This is a genomic window from Bacillus sp. CPT56D-587-MTF (assembly GCF_058792335.1).
Map to the genome: position 1 here is coordinate 3,260,546 of NZ_JBYTEF010000001.1, position 17,631 is coordinate 3,278,176.

20 protein-coding genes and 2 pseudogenes are annotated in these 17,631 nt (G+C 35.0%); 10 read left to right on the forward strand and 12 right to left on the reverse strand.

The annotated features are described in order from the left end of the window. Positions 1 to 22: 22 nt before the first annotated feature. Positions 23 to 1,540 carry a histidine ammonia-lyase gene (gene hutH, locus AC3WVZ_RS16760; protein WP_000631874.1) on the reverse strand — a complete coding sequence of 506 codons (1,518 nt, stop codon included), beginning with the start codon at positions 1,538 to 1,540 and terminating at the stop codon, positions 23 to 25. A gap of 103 nt (positions 1,541 to 1,643) precedes the next feature. Next, positions 1,644 to 2,084 carry a histidine utilization transcription antiterminator HutP gene (gene hutP / locus AC3WVZ_RS16765; protein ID WP_000926516.1) on the reverse strand — a complete coding sequence of 147 codons (441 nt, stop codon included), beginning with the start codon at positions 2,082 to 2,084 and terminating at the stop codon, positions 1,644 to 1,646. 196 nt (positions 2,085 to 2,280) lie between these two features. Here hutP and AC3WVZ_RS16770 point away from each other — a divergent pair, with 196 nt between their 5' ends. Continuing rightward, the gene (locus AC3WVZ_RS16770; protein ID WP_000166759.1) at positions 2,281 to 3,231 is read left to right on the forward strand and encodes a class I SAM-dependent methyltransferase; all 951 of its coding nucleotides are present in this window, start codon (positions 2,281 to 2,283) and stop codon (positions 3,229 to 3,231) included. Positions 3,232 to 3,234: 3 nt separating this feature from the next. On the opposite strand, the gene AC3WVZ_RS16775 is transcribed toward AC3WVZ_RS16770, so the two are convergent. Beyond that, positions 3,235 to 3,807, reverse strand: a complete 573-nt coding sequence (locus AC3WVZ_RS16775) for a DJ-1/PfpI family protein (RefSeq protein ID WP_000722200.1) — start codon at positions 3,805 to 3,807, stop codon at positions 3,235 to 3,237. Continuing rightward, a complete protein-coding gene (locus AC3WVZ_RS16780) occupies positions 3,804 to 4,391 on the reverse strand; it encodes an AAA family ATPase (protein ID WP_002041639.1) in 588 nt (195 codons plus the stop codon). Before AC3WVZ_RS16780 ends, AC3WVZ_RS16775 begins: the two co-directional genes overlap by 4 nt. A gap of 245 nt (positions 4,392 to 4,636) precedes the next feature. On the opposite strand from AC3WVZ_RS16780, the gene AC3WVZ_RS16785 reads away from it, so the two are divergent. Both AC3WVZ_RS16785 and AC3WVZ_RS16790 read left to right on the forward strand, forming a co-directional pair. After that, the gene (locus AC3WVZ_RS16785) at positions 4,637 to 4,933 is read left to right on the forward strand and encodes a hypothetical protein (protein WP_000262401.1); all 297 of its coding nucleotides are present in this window, start codon (positions 4,637 to 4,639) and stop codon (positions 4,931 to 4,933) included. Between the two features lie 103 nt (positions 4,934 to 5,036). Next, entirely contained in the window at positions 5,037 to 5,468 is a 432-nt protein-coding gene (locus tag AC3WVZ_RS16790; RefSeq protein WP_000889373.1) for a DUF2621 domain-containing protein, read from the forward strand. Between the two features lie 70 nt (positions 5,469 to 5,538). On the opposite strand, the gene AC3WVZ_RS16795 is transcribed toward AC3WVZ_RS16790, so the two are convergent. From AC3WVZ_RS16795 to AC3WVZ_RS16805, 3 genes and pseudogenes are all read right to left on the reverse strand, one after another. Beyond that, positions 5,539 to 6,045, reverse strand: coding sequence for a CcdC family protein (locus tag AC3WVZ_RS16795; protein ID WP_001028439.1), 507 nt, complete (start codon positions 6,043 to 6,045; stop codon positions 5,539 to 5,541). 90 nt (positions 6,046 to 6,135) lie between these two features. Continuing rightward, on the reverse strand, positions 6,136 to 6,843 hold the full coding sequence (gene ccdA / locus AC3WVZ_RS16800; RefSeq protein ID WP_001152676.1) for a cytochrome c-type biogenesis protein CcdA: 708 nt from the start codon (positions 6,841 to 6,843) through the stop codon (positions 6,136 to 6,138). A gap of 16 nt (positions 6,844 to 6,859) precedes the next feature. Then, positions 6,860 to 7,008 (reverse strand): annotated as a pseudogene (locus AC3WVZ_RS16805) (peptidase T). Between the two features lie 322 nt (positions 7,009 to 7,330). On the opposite strand from AC3WVZ_RS16805, the gene AC3WVZ_RS16810 reads away from it, so the two are divergent. Next, positions 7,331 to 8,239, forward strand: coding sequence for an EamA family transporter (locus tag AC3WVZ_RS16810; protein WP_000947043.1), 909 nt, complete (start codon positions 7,331 to 7,333; stop codon positions 8,237 to 8,239). A gap of 139 nt (positions 8,240 to 8,378) precedes the next feature. Next, positions 8,379 to 9,524, forward strand: a complete 1,146-nt coding sequence (locus AC3WVZ_RS16815; RefSeq protein ID WP_000253675.1) for a M20 peptidase aminoacylase family protein — start codon at positions 8,379 to 8,381, stop codon at positions 9,522 to 9,524. Between the two features lie 48 nt (positions 9,525 to 9,572). On the opposite strand, the gene AC3WVZ_RS16820 is transcribed toward AC3WVZ_RS16815, so the two are convergent. From AC3WVZ_RS16820 to AC3WVZ_RS16830, 3 genes are all read right to left on the reverse strand, one after another. Then, positions 9,573 to 10,517 carry an ABC transporter permease gene (locus AC3WVZ_RS16820; protein WP_000482759.1) on the reverse strand — a complete coding sequence of 315 codons (945 nt, stop codon included), beginning with the start codon at positions 10,515 to 10,517 and terminating at the stop codon, positions 9,573 to 9,575. Next, complete coding sequence (locus AC3WVZ_RS16825; protein WP_000180622.1) at positions 10,510 to 11,421, reverse strand: ABC transporter ATP-binding protein; 912 nt, start codon at positions 11,419 to 11,421, stop codon at positions 10,510 to 10,512. Before AC3WVZ_RS16825 ends, AC3WVZ_RS16820 begins: the two co-directional genes overlap by 8 nt. A 90-nt stretch (positions 11,422 to 11,511) precedes the next feature. Then, positions 11,512 to 12,087, reverse strand: a complete 576-nt coding sequence (locus AC3WVZ_RS16830; RefSeq protein WP_000050617.1) for an ABC transporter permease — start codon at positions 12,085 to 12,087, stop codon at positions 11,512 to 11,514. A 169-nt stretch (positions 12,088 to 12,256) separates the two neighbouring features. Here AC3WVZ_RS16830 and AC3WVZ_RS16835 point away from each other — a divergent pair, with 169 nt between their 5' ends. Beyond that, positions 12,257 to 12,856, forward strand: a complete 600-nt coding sequence (locus AC3WVZ_RS16835; RefSeq protein WP_025687645.1) for a YgaN family protein — start codon at positions 12,257 to 12,259, stop codon at positions 12,854 to 12,856. A gap of 90 nt (positions 12,857 to 12,946) precedes the next feature. On the opposite strand, the gene alsR is transcribed toward AC3WVZ_RS16835, so the two are convergent. Further along, positions 12,947 to 13,849: an acetoin biosynthesis transcriptional regulator AlsR gene (alsR, locus tag AC3WVZ_RS16840; RefSeq protein ID WP_000423235.1), complete on the reverse strand. Its 903-nt coding sequence runs from the start codon at positions 13,847 to 13,849 to the stop codon at positions 12,947 to 12,949. 153 nt (positions 13,850 to 14,002) lie between these two features. On the opposite strand from alsR, the gene AC3WVZ_RS16845 reads away from it, so the two are divergent. From AC3WVZ_RS16845 to AC3WVZ_RS16855, 3 genes and pseudogenes are all read left to right on the forward strand, one after another. Continuing rightward, positions 14,003 to 14,368 (forward strand): CidA/LrgA family holin-like protein, encoded by a 366-nt coding sequence (locus AC3WVZ_RS16845; RefSeq protein WP_000872365.1) that lies wholly within the window; start codon positions 14,003 to 14,005, stop codon positions 14,366 to 14,368. Beyond that, complete coding sequence (locus tag AC3WVZ_RS16850; RefSeq protein ID WP_000578954.1) at positions 14,365 to 15,042, forward strand: LrgB family protein; 678 nt, start codon at positions 14,365 to 14,367, stop codon at positions 15,040 to 15,042. Before AC3WVZ_RS16845 ends, AC3WVZ_RS16850 begins: the two co-directional genes overlap by 4 nt. Before the next feature lie 128 nt (positions 15,043 to 15,170). Next, positions 15,171 to 16,540 (forward strand): annotated as a pseudogene (locus tag AC3WVZ_RS16855) (IS1182-like element ISBth7 family transposase); the annotation flags it as partial. Positions 16,541 to 16,646: 106 nt separating this feature from the next. On the opposite strand, the gene AC3WVZ_RS16860 reads toward AC3WVZ_RS16855, so the two are convergent. Then, positions 16,647 to 17,060, reverse strand: a complete 414-nt coding sequence (locus AC3WVZ_RS16860; protein WP_000442980.1) for an NUDIX hydrolase — start codon at positions 17,058 to 17,060, stop codon at positions 16,647 to 16,649. Positions 17,061 to 17,202: 142 nt separating this feature from the next. Between AC3WVZ_RS16860 and AC3WVZ_RS16865 the strand changes: the two genes are divergently transcribed. Beyond that, complete coding sequence (locus AC3WVZ_RS16865; RefSeq protein ID WP_000625222.1) at positions 17,203 to 17,409, forward strand: DUF3903 domain-containing protein; 207 nt, start codon at positions 17,203 to 17,205, stop codon at positions 17,407 to 17,409. The last annotated feature ends 222 nt before the right edge of the window (positions 17,410 to 17,631 follow it).

Consider the following 17,631-nt stretch of genomic DNA (forward strand, 5'->3'; position numbering starts at 1 on the left):
TCAATCTCTCCCTTTTCTCATTTTATAGTGCTGCGTTTACATCCAATCTTTCTTTTATCGAATAATTCGTTTTTAACCAATGTGCAATATTTTCAATATCCGTTGAGAAGATGCGATCATTTGTAATAGATGGTACTTGCTGACGCCCTTGATGGTAGAAGCTCTTCGTCACTGTACTCATGTTTTCAATTCCACGATATTCTGCCGCTTGCATCGCACAAATCATTTCAATTGAAAGAACACGTCTTACATTTTGAATAATTTGATGTGCATGACGTGAAGCGATTGTTCCCATACTTACGTGATCTTCTTGGTTAGCTGATGACGGGATTGAATCAACACTCGCTGGATGTGCTAACGTTTTATTTTCAGAAACTAGTGACGCTGCAGCATATTGCATAATCATTGCACCAGACTGAAGTCCTGGTTCTGGACTTAAAAATGGCGGTAAATCGTTTAACTGCGGATTTACTAAACGCTCAATACGACGCTCTGAAATGTTTGCAAGTTCCGCCATTCCTACTTTTAAGAAGTCCATCGCAAATGCAATCGGTTGACCATGGAAATTACCACCTGAAATTACTTTTTCCCCGCCATCAAAGATTAGCGGATTATCTGTTGCGGCATTCATTTCAATTTCTAATTTTTCTTTCACATAATTCAAAACTTGCCAAGAAGCACCGTGTACTTGCGGGATACAACGAAGTGAATAGGCATCCTGTACACGTAGTTCTCCTTGTTTTGTTGTTAACTTACTATCATGAAGAATGTCACGAATTCTGCTTGCTACATCCACTTGCTCTTTATAGCCACGTGCTTTATGAACATTTTCATCAAATGCATCAATAATGCCTTGTAACCCTTCAATTGTCATCGAAGCAATTAGTTCAGCTTGATACGCCGTTGCTTCTGCTTCTATATAAGAAAGAACTCCTTGTGCTGTCATCGCCTGCGTACCATTAATTAACGCAAGACCTTCTTTCGCTTCAAGTTCAATTGGCTCAAGCCCTTCTTCTGTAAGAGCAACCATTGCATGAACGCGTTTCCCTTTATAGAACACTTCACCTTCGCCTAATAATACGAGCGCAAGATGAGATAAAGGTGCTAAATCTCCACTTGCACCAAGTGAACCTTGTTGCGGAACGACTGGATGAATTTTACGATTTACAAACTCAAGAAGCATATTTACAACAAGCGGCCTTACGCCTGATACTCCTTTAAGCATCGTGTTCGCTCGTAAAATTAACATTCCGCGCGATACTTCTTCCGGGAATGGATCACCTATCCCACATGCATGTGACTGAATTAAATTATGTTGAAGTGCCTTTACATCATCTTTTTGGATAAGCACATCACTAAACTTTCCAAATCCAGTTGTAATACCGTAAACGACTTTTCCGTCCTCTACAATTTTCTCAACTACTTCGCGGCACTCCGCTACCTTTTGCATACTAGTTGGACAAGCTGTTACACCTTCTCCTTCCAGTAATAACCTCTTCATTTCTTCAACTGTCAATGTATGTCCTGTTAACGTAATCATCATTTTTCCTCCTTAAAAAGGCAAAAGGGGACCTTATCTTTTTAAGACAGACTTCTGTCCTAAAAAAGTAAGGCCCCCTTCTAACTAATAGACTATGGGCAAATCATATGTGATTAATTCCTAAACCAATCGCCTCATGCTCAGATCCTTTTACAGGTGCACCAATCGTTCCATATAATGCAACAGCAACCCATTCGCCTTCTTTTTTCCCGTCGTATGGTGTACCGCGCACAATCGCAAAACGAAGTCCTACTGTACGAAGAACGTCTGCTAACTGAATTTGACCTCTCGTCACTCCGTACAAAGCTTCCATAATTGCATGATAAAGTGCATGTGTTTCTCTGTAAACGTCTGTTTCAATAACTTGGTTGCTTTTAGCCGCTGTTTCCATTGCTGCGACAACCTTTTGCGAATTCATCGAACCCACTTTCCCCGTACAATACTTCCAACCTTTTGGAATGGATAATACAGGACTTTCATTCTCATCCGCAAGTGCCAACAGCATGGCCATACGACCAATTCGATGTGTTCCTTGAAGAAGCATGTGACTCTCTCATTTCTTTTGAATTATTTGAATATTACTTAATTTAAGAATATATGAAAACGGTTAAATCGTCAATAGTTTAAAATCATATTCAAACATTTTTTTCATCCCCCTAATTTTGTGTACACAAATGATTTACACAAAATTTCCAGACGTGCTATAGTCTCACTAACAGATGCAAAGGGGCGAAATTTCAGTGACAAAACGAAAAGATATTCATTTTCGAATTGAAGAGAAATTACTTGAAAGGTTTGAATCAGCACTCCATTACGAAGGTTTAAAGAAAACAGATGTATTAACACATGCAATCCAACAATTTTGCACAAAGGTGGAATGTGACAAAATGAATGATGTAAAACGACAATATAACGTTAGCAACCATTTACAAACACGCATCGACACACATACACATTACGAAGAAAAACACGTAGATTTAGATAAGATCGTCATTGAACATTTACACCTTCAAGGGGATGAAAACATATTAGAGGTTGGGTGCGCTAGTGGAAAATTCCTTTCCCTTTTACAAACAAATGGTCATAAAGGCCCATTAACCGGGTTTGATCAATCCGAAGCTATGCTTGCTGAAGCTGCTAAAATAAATAACTTAATAGAATGGAAACGAGGGGACGCTAGTAAACTTCCTTTCGAAACAAATTGTTATGACCTAATAATTGCAAGACATATGTTATACCATGTGAAAGATGTTGAAAAAACAATTCAAGGCTTTTATAAAGTCATTCGTTCTGGCGGAACACTTTTAGCTACAACAAATTCTAAAGTTTCATTACCTCGTATAGTTGAAATGTGTAACAACATGCTTGACGCATTTGATCTACCGAAAACATCACCAGCAGTCTCTCCATTTTGTTTAGAAAATGGTAAAGAGATAGTAGCATCTGCTTTTCCAACGGTTGAAGAAACAGTTATTCATAATGCGCTCGTTTTTCATCATGCTACCCCAATAGTAAACTATATTTCCAGCATGTTTCCATCGTTAAATATACCCGATAATATGTATCTTCAAGCCGAGATGAAAGAATGGCTAACAGAAGAAATCAACAAGGAATTATCGCTCCATAACGGTATATGGCGCGATCCAAAAACGTTAGTAATTTATCGGTGTAAAAAAGCTAGCATTTGCTAGCTTTTACACGTTTTCTCGTAAAAGTTTCTCCATTACTACATTGCCTTTACCACAATAAAAATCTGTATTATGTTCGTCTGCCACTCCAAAATAAGAGGCAATCGCTATTCCAAATGGTACAAATGCATGCCCTTGTGCTGTAATGATATTTGAGTGTTGCACAACTTCTTCATACACGAAATTTTCTACTGGAAAACAATCGAATTTTTGATAATCTATAGTCGCAGTATAAGAAATCCCTTTAAATAACCCTGCTTTTGCTAGCGCATACGGTCCAGCACAAATTGCCGCCACTAATTTTTCTTGTTCGTGAAATTGACGAATGACTGAAAAAAGAGATTTCGCATCTTTCAACTGTACTTCTTCTCCACCTGGAATAAGTACCCCCTCATACTCATCTACACGTACTTCACTTACTTCTATATGTGGTTGCACTTGCAAACCTGTTTCACTTATAATCAATTCTTTTGTTAAGCCCGCTGTAATGATTTCAAATTTATTTTTCAGCAACGCCGTCGCTACTGTTATTTCAAACTCCGCAAATGTTGGGTATACAAATAAAAGTATTTTTTTCATAGCCCTCTCTCCTTTAACCAGTCCATAAAATATACCTCTAAATCGTCAACTGTTAATCTATTTGTGTCCACATAAGTTACAGGAAATTGTTTATACCAGTCTTTTTCAGTTTCTGCTAATTTAAATTGCTCCTCAAATGTACTTCTGTTTCTTGTTCTATCATTATTTTTTCTATCATATACATTCTTTTTCGTAACATCTAAGTAAAAAATCACATCCGAACGGCATTCTCTTAATTTATATAATTCATCTTTCAATTCAGTTTCTATATCCCACTCTTCTCCTATAATCGTTGGATAAAAGAGTGTAAAAAACTCAATGTCTTCTGGTCCGCGATCAAAAATTACGACTGAATCTTTCACATTTTGAAACTCCTTTATTTTTGCTTCCATAAACATTTTTTGATTCATAATAAACCCTACTTTTGAATTCATATCTAAATTCAATTTTTTTCGCTTCTCTACAATTGGATATGGATTTTCATATATAACTCGAAACCCTCTCTTTTCTAACCTTTTTGCTAATGTTGTTTTTCCGCTAGCCATCGGCCCTTGCAGTGAAATTACGTATGTCACACCTCTCATTCCCTTACACTTTAGTACACCTATAATATACAGAATCTTGAAAACTCTCAACATTATATATATCATCTTGTTTCTTATTCTTATCTAACTTATAATGAAAAATAGAGATTATGACGGACGCATCAATAATGTAAGCTTGGAAATCCAAGCTTACATTATTTTTTGCTTTCCCTTTTCTAATAAAAAGAGTATACTAGATTAGAACGTATGTTCTTAATAATTACATACAGTAAGGAGATAGAACAATGGTATACGACACAAAAGCAATTTCTTGGAATGAATCTTTAAAACAACTTCAACGCCGCTATACAAACAAACAAGTTGACCGAAAAGAATTTGAGGATATTGAACTGATGGAATTCTTCCGCGATAACGACTACATTTCTTTACCTACACACATAAGCGGCCTATCAAAAACACGTTTTACTTCTTACTCTATTTTCACAACTGAAGATAAAGATCGTAAAGTTGGCACATTAATCATTGAATATGTAGAAGATGATAATAATAATTTACATGTGGAACAACTATACTTTGTTTAAATGATAACGCTTGGTCAAAATGACCAAGCGTTCTTGCTTTCTATGAATCTCACTGTATATAATATGAATAAAAGAAAACCGCTATCATTAAGGGGGGATATGCTTGCTCGAAGGATGGTTCAGTTGGTTCATTGTATTATGGACGGTTATTTTATTAGGGCTTATGTCTATCGGTGGATACTTTATGTTCAGAAAATTTTTAAAACGTTTACCAAAAGAAGACGGCATGTCCATTTTGGATTGGGAAGAACACTACATAAATAAAACGAGACATTTATGGGCTGACGAACAAAAACAATTGTTAGAAGAGCTTGTAAGTCCTGTTCCAGAACTATTTCGCGATGTTGCAAAATCAAAGATTGCTGGAAAAATCGGGGAACTTGCATTACAAGAAAATGCCTCTCAAATTACACAAGACTTAATTATTAAAGGATATATCATTGCCACACCAAAGCGTGATCATAAATTTTTAATTAAAAAACTACAAGAAAAAAAGATTGATTATTCTAACTATCGATCTTTACTCGCAAAGTAACTTCATATTATTTTCGATAAAAAAGACAGCGCCTTTGACGCTGTCTTTTTATTTGGTACATATACAGTTTTTAAGTTAGCTTCATATCTTTTTCATTATAAAAACCATCTTCTTTTTCCATTTCCTTTTGTAATTTCGTAAAGGAACGGTACATGGCAATTCTCCATGACACAATCATCGCGAACGCCAGTAAGAAGAACATGCCACTAAGTTGTCCTAAATCAAGAGATTGGCTTAAGTATGTTTTAAATACAATCCGCACGACAAGTAATCCAATTAATATAAAAACAAAGGCTTTTGAACGCTTCAAATAAATCTCTTGTCCTCTAATTTCAAATTTAGATGTTTTAATAAGAAAAATAGAGAAAAACAAACCGACGCCAATTGCTTCTAACATTTCCGCTGGAGTTAATCGAAATTCAGGAAAAACATACATCAATGCTCCCGTGCTCATAAAAAATGGCGGAAGTATAATTTTTTTCAATGTTGCAGGTTTCTTAGCTGCTTTTAAACGAATAAACATCGCACCGACAGCCATACAAACAGCAACGATACTTGATAAAAGAACTATGTTCATATTTTCTCATCCTTTTTTGTGGCTATATGCAAAATATACTTTCATTATATGCTTTTCCGTTAGTATTTCCAACATTTTCGCAGAATAATACTAAAAACCGGTAAAACCACCAAATAAACTTGAGAAATATACGATAATTTTCGTCATCCAGTTAAAGTATAGGAAGACCCCCATAACAATCATAATATATCCTCCGACTTTCATGAAGGCCATACTATTTCTTTTAATCCAAGACATTTTCGTAATAAAGAATGACAGTACGAAAAACGGGATAGCAAATCCAAGTATGTAAGCAATCATGTAAATCATTGCTGATTCTGGGTTTGTTGCTGCTAATCCAATTACCGACACTAGAATTGGTCCGGTACATGGCGTCCACCCTGCTGCAAAGGCTAATCCAATTAGTACTGATCCAAAATAGCCACTTGGACGATTTTTAAATGTAAATTTACGGTCTTGCATTAAAAATTTCGGCTTAAACACCCCGACAATAATTAAGCCGAACACGATGATAAATATACCACCTAACTGTCTGATTAAATCTTTATAGTCAGTAAAGATTCCTCCAATAAAACTTGTACCAAATCCAATTGCAATAAATATAATTGAAAATCCAAGTAAGAAAAACGCTGTATGTATCATACTTCTTTTGCGAAGCATTGCATTTTCTTCTTTCAATTCAGAAACCGACATACCTGTTATGTACGATAAAAATGCCGGATAAAGCGGTAAGCAACATGGGGAAATAAATGATAAGAACCCGGCGCCAAACGCTAAAAAAATACTAATATCTTGCATCATTCCACTCCTCTCCCTAAATATTGTAACAAAAACACATAAAAATACTATGAACAATTCGTGAAATCACTTTTACAACGTGGCAATAAGAAAAAAGTACTTCCTCACAGTTTCTAATAAAACGTTTTCATTTCCTTCTATTATATAGAAAAAACTCAAATGGATTATGAAACTCCTTTAATTGTCATTACCATAACAAAGGTAACATAGTTTCTCAAATAATTAGCACGTTACTAGTACGTCTATATACATATTGGTTTAAAAAATATTTTTTTCAAATGCTGGCTCTATACAATGCAAAGTTGATTTTATAATACTTCTACTATTAATAATTTCAAGATTATGCATAAATATCATACTTTTATTATTATTCTATAAAATGTCATACTTTTCTTTCATTTGACCCTTTATTTCTAATTTTGTATACTTCCCTCTAGTTATATATTTTCGATACGGAACAACTTCATATAGATGGGAGGAATTTTTCATGCTTCGTTATTCTCTTTTAGTTTTATTAGGAGCGTGTAGTTATGGAATTTTAGCTATTTTTGTTAAGCTTGCATATGCAGAAGGATTTTCACTTGGAGAGGTAATTGGCAGCCAATATTTGTTCGGTTGGATTATTTTGCTTGCTATTACACTTCTATTTTCTAGACATCGCGTTCCTTTAAAGCAAGCATTACTTTTATTCGTTGCAGGAACATCTGCAAGTTTTACCGGAATTTTTTATTATGCTTCATTAAAAACTGTACCAGCTTCTATTGCAATTATTCTTTTATTCCAATTTGTTTGGGTCGGAATTATCATTGAAGCAGTCGCAACAAAAACATTACCTTCAAGAGAAAAAGTTATTTCTGTTATTTTCTTACTTGTAGGGACATTTTTATCAAGTGGTTTACTTGAACAATCAGCAGGTGCTTTCGATACGACTGGGATCATTTTAGGTTTATTATCTGCTGTTACATTCGCAACATACATTTTCGTGAGCGGAAAAGTTGCTGTTGAAGTACCTTCATTACCGCGCGGTGTTCTCTTAATGACTGGTGCTTTAACTTTAGTCATGATTGTATTCCCACCAACATTTATTTTTAATGGTGCCATTTCTCAAGGTCTTTGGAAATACGGTTTAGGATTAGGAACATTTAGTATCGTAATTCCATCTATTGCCTTTACAATCGGTATTCCAAAAATCGGTTCTGGCTTAGCAACTATTCTTGGTGCAGCGGAACTACCAGTTACAACAATTATGTCCGTATTCGTTTTAAAAGAGGCTGTACTATCTTCACAATGGTTCGGTGTATCACTTATTTTAATCGGGATTGCAATCCCGCAAATTGCATACGCAATGCGTGGACGTTATCGTAAACATCATACGCATAAAAAAGTCGCAGCATAAAGTGAAACTTTAATTAGTTGAACCAATCGGACTGCCCATTAATACGGGATAAACGAGAGAGGATTTTCATTTGAGAATCCTCTCTTTTATTGTTGTATACTTATGATAAATATTTTGCTGAAGAAAGAAGGCATACTACATGGTATCTATTTCAAATCAACTAAAAGAAAAACTTATTTCCATCCGTCGACATTTACATGAGTATCCAGAACTATCATATGAAGAGTTCGAAACAACAAAAGCAATAAAAAATTGGTTAGAAGAAAAAAACATTACTATCATTGACTCCAATTTAGAAACAGGAATTATCGCTGAAGTGTCTGGTAATAAAAACGGGCCAATTGTAGCAGTTCGTGCTGATATTGATGCCCTTCCTATTCAAGAAGAAACACATTTGTCCTATGCATCTAAAGTACGAGGGAAAATGCATGCTTGTGGACACGATTTTCATACAGCTGCCATTTTAGGTACTGCTTTCTTATTAAAAGAAAGAGAATCTTCCCTAAATGGAACGGTTCGCTTCATATTCCAACCAGCTGAAGAAAGTAGTAATGGCGCTTGCAAAGTTATTGATGCTGGACATTTACGTAATGTGCAAGCGATTTTCGGCATGCATAATAAACCTGATTTACCAGTAGGTACAATTGGCATTAAAGATGGTCCACTGATGGCTGGAGTTGATCGATTTGAAATTGAAATTCACGGAGTTGGTACACACGCGGCTGTACCAGATGCTGGCGTAGATCCTATTGTCGCATCCTCTCAAATTGTGATGGCACTGCAAACAATTGTAAGCCGAAATATAAGTTCATCTCATAATGCAGTTGTTAGTGTTACAAATATTCACGCAGGAAATACGTGGAACGTGATTCCTGAAAAAGCTACGTTAGAAGGAACGATTCGCACGTTCCAAGCTGAAACACGTGAAAAGATTCCAGCACTCATGGAGCGTATTATTAAAGGTGTATCTGATGCATTAGGTGTAAAAACGAAATTCCGTTTTTATTCAGGTCCTCCTGCTGTTCACAACGATAAAGCTCTTACAGACTTATCTACTCAAGTTGCCACAAAGATGAATCTTAATATCATCTCGCCTAGTCTATCAATGGCTGGAGAAGATTTCTCATTTTACCAACAGGAAATACCAGGTTCATTCGTCTTTATGGGAACGAGCGGTACACATGAATGGCATCATCCTGCTTTTACAATTAATGAAGAGGCACTGCCTATAAGTGCAGAATACTTTGCTTTACTAGCCGAAAGAGCACTTAAACAATTCTCATAAAAAAAAGCCGTTCAAAGTGCATCTCAGCACCCTGAACGGCTTTTCTTATTAAGTTAAATCACGTTTTAAAAACACAGTATATGAAATACATAAAAATACGAACAAATAAAGTAGCAACATACATGATGCAAACGGGAATGTTACTCCATCAATAAAACTTCCGTTCTTTGAAATACTATATAAATCTGTGTTTGCTGGCAATAAATATTTCGCCCAGTTATATCTAGTGGCTGCTAATAACGCAATATTGCCTGATAAAGCAAGGAATAGTGAAATACCAATTGCACCTCCACTAGATCTCGTTAACACAGAAATCATAAATGCAAACGATGCGTACACAACCGTTGGTAACCACGATAAAACATAATATTTACTTGCTTCTACAAAAATGTTTTGTTTTATTATATTTCCATCTTGGAAAATAAACTCACTCCATGCAGGCTGTTGGAATTTATAAATAACAAGTCCACATAAAGCGGAGAAGATCATATTAAATATAAATAATAAAGCTGCAAATATAACGATTGCTAAAAATTTTGCTGTTAAAATTTTAAAGCGACTCGCTGGTCGTATCGTTAAAAATTTATATGTTCCCCAGCTATATTCATTCGCAAAAATTGTACTTGCATACACGAGGATAAATGGGAGCAAAATTGGAAATACGATAAAACCTGTATCTCTCATGAAAGAAAGTGGAGAACTGCTTGCCGGTGCTGTATCCGTATCTAAATGCTTCATCTTAAGCTGGTATTCTTTTACAAGCTCATCCCCTGATTTTTCTGCTAAAATAGCTTCTTTTTTCATGCCAAGCTTTTTCTCAATTTCTACAGTTCGTTCTGTATAATCTACTTTCCATCCTTTTGTTTCCGGTTCAAAATACTTTACCGTAACCCATCCTAATCCGATTATTAATACTGCAATAACTGCAAATGGAATAATCGTTCGCTTCCGCTTAAATATTTTATACAGTTCGTTATATACTAAATTAAACAATATCTTTTCCCCCTGTTAATTCTAAAAATTGCTCTTCTAACGTTTTTCTTTCTTCATATACACGATACACTTGAATATTTTTCTCAAGCAATGTACGAATAACATTTGGGATTTCTTCATCTTTTACATTAATAAGTAATTCATTATCTTTTACTAAAACATCATGCCCTAATATTTCTGCTGCTTTATTCGCATCATCTACACGTATACGGATCGTCTCCATCTCTTCGCTTTGGCTATGCTGAATATTTTGCGTAGCCACATATTCCCCGTGCTGAATAATGATAACTCTGTCACACATTAATTCAACTTCTGAAAGTAAGTGACTTGATACAAGTACAGCTTTTCCTTGTTCATGTGCAATTTTTTTTATGTACATTCTCATTTCATGTATTCCACTAGGGTCTAATCCATTTGTCGGTTCATCTAGTATCAACACGTCTGGATCGTGAATAAGTGCCTGAGCGATTCCTAAACGTTGTCTCATGCCGAGTGAATACGCTTTTACTTTGCGATCAATTACTTGTCCCATCCCTAACAATTTCACTACTTCATCGATACGTTCTTCGGTCACATTACCATTCATTCGTCCGAAATATGTTAAATTTTCATAGCCGCTCAAAAAAGGATAAAATTCAGGTGTCTCAATTACCGCTCCAATTTTCGCAGCTGTTTTTTCGAATTGCTGTTTCACAGATTGACCATCAATCCATACTTCACCTTCTGTCATACGGATCATACCAACCATCATTCTCATTAAAGTCGTTTTTCCAGCACCGTTTGGTCCGAGTAAACCGACAACCTCGCCTTTTTTCACTTCAAAACTAATATTTTGTACAAGTGTCTTTGATCCGATTCGCTTCGTTAACCGATCGACTTTTACAATTGATTGTTCATTTGTCATTCTATACAACCTTTCCTTCCCATTCTTTGTCAGGTCTTTTCACTGTAACATGATTATTTTTATGTGTAAAATGGAAAAAGGCATGATTTCTCATGCCTTTTTCTTGAAATGCAACGAATTTTTATCTTGTAAACTTTGAACAAATCGAAAACATTGCACCATCGATAATAGAAGGATAACAATCATAATTATACTCACTACTACTATTGCATATATTGTAATCGGTGCACTATTTATCCCTTGTATTCCTGCTATTCTTATAAAAATAATCGTAAATAATTTTAAAAATAACATCCCATTAACTAATCCAAAAACAAACGCTGCTCCATAAATGAATAATTGCTCCTGACATAATAAACATAGTACTTCTTTTCTTTTTATATTTTCTGCTACATAAGATGTAAACTCCTCTCTCCTCACTAGCAAAAGGGAGTACATCATTTTATATGTAGTAAAAATACATATGAAAATTAGTACAATAAACAGTGTGTAAAAATACATTTGAAATACAAATGCATCCCCTACTTTCAAAATAGCTCCTTCATTAAATTGTAACGATATCATAAAAAACAAAATCATAATACTCATAGCAATCCACATAAATTGCTTCATCCTTTTGGTAGCAAATGTTCTTATATTTTTTCTCGCTAACCGACATAAAGACATAAAATTCTTCCCCTACCTTATTACATACGCATTCTATACTACTAGTGTATAAAAATATTACATTTTAAACATCGCACTACAATCGGAATTTCTTCTAAGTCTTTAGTCCTAGAAAACGAAATGATAAAAAATCACATTTAGAATATAATTGTAAAAAGGAGGAGATTGCATGCGTATAAAATTACTATCAATCTTGTTTTTATTATTACTCACAAGTTGTAGCCAAATAAAAAACAATGAAGTTGCCATTGTTGAGCCATACAAATTAACAAAAGAGCAAGCTTCTATTTTACAAATGACTCCTTTTCAAGAAGGAAATAGCATGTTTTATAACGTTACGCTTAAAAATGATAAAGATGAAATAAATGCTACAATTGATTATTATAACAATGGTAAAAAAACAAAAGAAATTGCTAATATAGCTACCTCACATTTTTCAAAAAAGAAAGTAAAGCTTTCTTTTTTACCACCACATTTCCAATTCGATAAAGATATACAAGAAAAAAGGCAGTGGTATATGAATATTGAAGGTGCTTCAACGCTTGTTCATGAAGAAGCACCACCAAGCGTAAATAGCTCCGCAACTACTACAATCCAATCTATAAAAAATTTAAAATACAATCAAAAAACAATTTTAGCTGCTGTAATCCAAACAAGTAAAGAAACTGTAAGCGTTCCTACCATTGATGAAGAAACAGGTATTGATCTACTCTTAAAAGAAAATGAACACGTTTATCTATTCAGTATCGAGCTAAAAAAAGAACAATAAAGCGGAAATGCAACTTAAGTTGCATTTCCGCTTTATTGTTTAATAAGGTGTACTTTTATGGATTTGAATTAAATCCATATTCTGTTACTACTATTGCTCATCCTCTACTTCTATTCTTTTCTTCTCTCTTGCAATTTTTAAAAACTCTAGCAGCTCTGGATTACTATTCATTTTTTTGTAAGCCACTGACATTTCTGCCACAAAATTAGAATCATATAATTCTTTATATACAACTTCTGTTTTATATAACTTATTTGCCGATACGGGTATTACTGTAATTCCAATCCCTGCCGCTACAAGCCCCATAACTGTTTGATACTCTGTTGCTTCTTGTACAATACGTGGACTAAATCCAACTTCTCTGCAAAGAGATAAAATTGTATCATACAAAGCTGGCCATACTGGTCTCGTAATAAATACAAACGGCTCATCTCGTAAATCTTCTATATGTATTTCATCTTTCTCTGCAAGTGGATGTGCCTTTGGTAAACATAAGGTACAAGATAACCTTTGAATTGGCTCTAATTCTAATAATTGTGTTGGAATTGGTGGACGTAAAAAGCCAATATCAATACGGTTATCATGAAGTGCATGAACTTGATCTGGTGTTGACAATTCATGTAATGCAACAGACACTCTCGGAAATTTCTTTCTATATTCCCTAACAATTGATGGTAAAATATCATATATCGCCGCACCTACAAAACCAATTGAAAGTGATCCTACTTCTCCCCTTTGCGCACTTTGTGCAACTTCTACTGCTTTTTCAATTTGTTCAAACGCTTTTTTTACTTCTTTTAAAAACATTTCTCCTGCTTCTGTTAGTTCAACCTTTCTTTTCGTTCTTGAAAATAATGTAACTCCCATTTCTTTTTCTAATTGCTGTATTTGTTGACTAAGTGGTGGTTGTGTCATTTGTAAACGAGCAGCTGCCCGTCCAAAGTGTAACTCTTCTGCCACAACAACAAAATATTGCAAATGCCGTAATTCCATTTTTGGACACCCTTTTCACTTTCGATTAATATGTCTAATATATTAATAACATATAATTTATATATTAGACAAATATTTTGAATGAACGTATAGTAGAAATTGTTAATTCTTTTTTACAATTTTTATGTAAAAAAAGAAAGAGGTGGTTACTGTATGAAATGGTGGAAGTTAAGCGGACAAATTTTATTACTATTTTGTTTCGCTTGGACAGGTGAATGGATTGCCAAACAGGCACACCTCCCAGTTCCAGGAAGTATAATCGGTATTTTTTTATTATTAATTTCGTTAAAATTTAACCTAGTTAAAAAAGAATGGATACAGGACGGAGCAGATTTTTTATTAAAAGAACTTATTTTATTTTTCATCCCTTCTGCAGTCGCTGTCATACGTTACAGAGATACACTAACACAATATGGAATCGATCTCATTTTAATTATTATGATTAGCACTCTTTGCGTTACCTTAGTTACAGGACTTTTAACAGAATTGCTACTAAAGCGGAAAGGATCAACGCAATGATCGGATTTCTTTGTTTACTATTAACACTATTCACATATTGGATATCAAAAAAAATGTATCAACGTTGGAATTGGAGTCTACTTTCTCCTCTTCTCGTCTGTCCCATTATTTTAATTGCTTTATTGCTCGGATTAGATACACCTTATGAAACATATGAATCTGGTGGTCACTGGTTAACTGAATTATTAAAGCCCGCAACAGTTGCTTTTGCATGGCCAATCTATAAATATTTTGATTTATTAAAGAAACATGGAATGGCTATCTTACTTAATGTCATTGTCGGTTCGTTTTTATCAGTCATTACTTCAGCACTACTAGCAAATTATTTTCAAATTGATTCATCACTAGAACATAGTTTAGCGCCACATATCGTAACAACACCAATCGCAATGGCTATTTCAGAAATGATTGGTGGTATGTCACAATTAACTGCTGTATTTGTCGTTTTAACTGCCTTAACAGGAGCATTGCTCGGTCCTTCTCTCATACGTATTTGCCGTATTAAAACAGCAATCGCAAAAGGTATTATGTTAGGAACGAGCGCAAATGGAACCGGTACATCAAAAGCATTCGAAATCGGTCCTGTGGAAGGAACAATTGCAAGTTTATCCATGCTTTTAACAGCAGGCGCTAGTTTAGTGATCGTTCCGCTTTTCTTGTCTTGGATACATTAAAGAAGCAAGTATTTACATACTTGCTTCTTTCAGGCTGTGGAGAAAGTCTTCTCCACAGCCTGTTTTTGTGTCTGAACCTCTTTTTATGTGTCAACACTGATAAAAAAGAGGAAAAGGAGAGATTTTTTATGATGGGTGCTTTAAAAAATCATCGTGATGAGCGTGTATCTGTTTCTGTAGAAGAGTTGGTTCCACAAGATCATTTCCTTCGTGCAATTGAAGCGACAATTAGTTTTGATTTTATTGAAGAGAAGTTACGCCCTTATTACTGTGAAAACAATGGACGCCCGTCCATTCATCCTATTGTTTTATTTAAGATGATGTTTATTGGATATTTTTACGGTATTCGTTCTGAGCGTCAATTGGAAAAGGAAATTAAAACGAATATTGCCTACCGTTGGTTTTTAGGGTTTTCTCTATCGGATACTATTCCGGATCACTCTACAATCAGTTGGAATCGTCGTACTCGTTTTATTCATACAAATATTTTCGAAGAAATTTTTGATGAGATTGTGAGACAAGCGACGGAGCACCGGATGGTAGGAGGACGTGCACTGATGACAGATTCTACACATATTAAGGCCAATGCCAATAAAAATAAATTTGTACATAAATATAAAAAAGAAAAAGCAAAGTTTTATATAGACGAGCTAGAAGCTGCGGTAATCGAAGATCGTGAGGTACATGGAAAAAAGAATTAAAACCTAGAAAGGAAAGTGATACCCCTACCAAAAAAACTCGTATAAGTACAACGGATCCAGATAGTGGATTTTTAATGAGAGATGGAAAACCAAATGGTTTTCATTTCTTGGATCATCGTACGACTGATGCGAAGTACAATATTATTACAGATACCTATGTAACGGCTGGAAATATGGCAGATTCCGAGCCGTATTTAGCACGCCTCCAAGCTCAGATTGATAAATTCGACTTCAAAGTAGAAGCTGTTGCCCTTGATGCTGGCTATTTTACAGGATATATCTGTAAGAAACTATCAGAACGGAATATATTTATGGTGATGGGGTATCGCCGATTTGGAAAACGGAATAAAGAAGTACCGAAAAGCCAATTTAAATATGTAGAAGAAATGAATGTTTTCGCTTGTCCGATGGGATGTATTCTAGAATATGTAACAACTGATCGTGAAGGATACCGTCAATACAAATCGAATCCAGAAGACTGCGCTGTTTGTCCGTTACGTGAGGTGTGCTTTTCAAAGAAACAAAAACAAAAAGTTATCACTCATCATGTGTGGGAGAAATATAAGGATATTGCTAGAAAAAACAAGCTAACAGCTACAGGGAAAAGGTTGTATAAAGTACGCTGTTCCACTATAGAGCGAAGCTTTGCAGACGCCAAAGAACTACATGGCTACCGCTATGCCCGGTTTCGAGGGCTGAAGTCTGTCCAAATGCAAGCTTATCTCACCGCAGCTTGTCAAAACATGAAAAAAATAGCCCTCCACCTGACCAAAAAGGGTCAGGTGGAGGGCTATTTTTTAAAATTCTATTATTTTATGTTGTTTTTATTCGCTAAAATCAAAAAAGATTCCAGAGTGTTGGGAACCCTAAAGGGTTTCCCAACACTCTGAAAGAAGCAAGTATTTACATACTTGCTTCTTTATCTATATATTGGCACAGCAATTCATAATCCTCTGGAAAAGCTAAACACAATTGTTCAACTTCATGTATCCCTTTCCAAGCAATTTCATGTATTAACTCATCAGGATCTTGGATTTTCATATTACCGCCTATTTGTTTAACAAAATAATAATGGACATACACTGGAACACCGTATGTAATACCCTCTTTTTCATATATTTTATTTACCACTTCCACATTGTAACCTGTTTCTTCCCAAACTTCCCTGATACAACATTCTTCTATTGTCTCTCCCTTTTCAAGTCCTCCACTTGGGACAGACCATCTTTTTTCTTCTCCCTCTTTGCCCTGCAGTACCATTAAAACTTCATTTCTTTCATTTACACATACCGCTGCACTACCTATCCATCTCTCCATAAACATCCCTCCCCTACTAAAATTCGCCCTCTTTTTTATTTTCCCCTTGAAAAAAAGAGGAAAATAATAAAACAATGACGAAAAATTACATCAACTTCATAGACAATCCTTTTTTAGAAATTAAAACTGGAAGGATGAAAATATGATTTCTAATTATGTTGTGGAATGTGTCTTTTGTGAAGAAAATCGAAAGGCTCGCCAAGCTATTGTCACAGTTCCCGCGACTACTCAGCTACTAGCCATTGAAAAAGTGCGTGCGGAATGCAAACGTCGCTTCGGAAAAACTGTATTATTACAAACAGAAATTAAAGAAAAAATTGTTTTTGAACAAAAAGAAAGCCGACCATAAATTGGTCAGCTTTCTTATCCGATCATATTTTCACATGAAGATTAGGGGCATCCTCTTTAAGGATCGGGATTTTCCCATTATGTACGTTCCATAATGGTCATCGAACAATATATTTCTATGCAATTAACTATTGAATAGAATAGGGCAAAACTTGTTCGCATTTTTAGAAAAGGGATAGGGATATAATTCAAGTAGTACTTCGAATACTCGAACTTTACACTC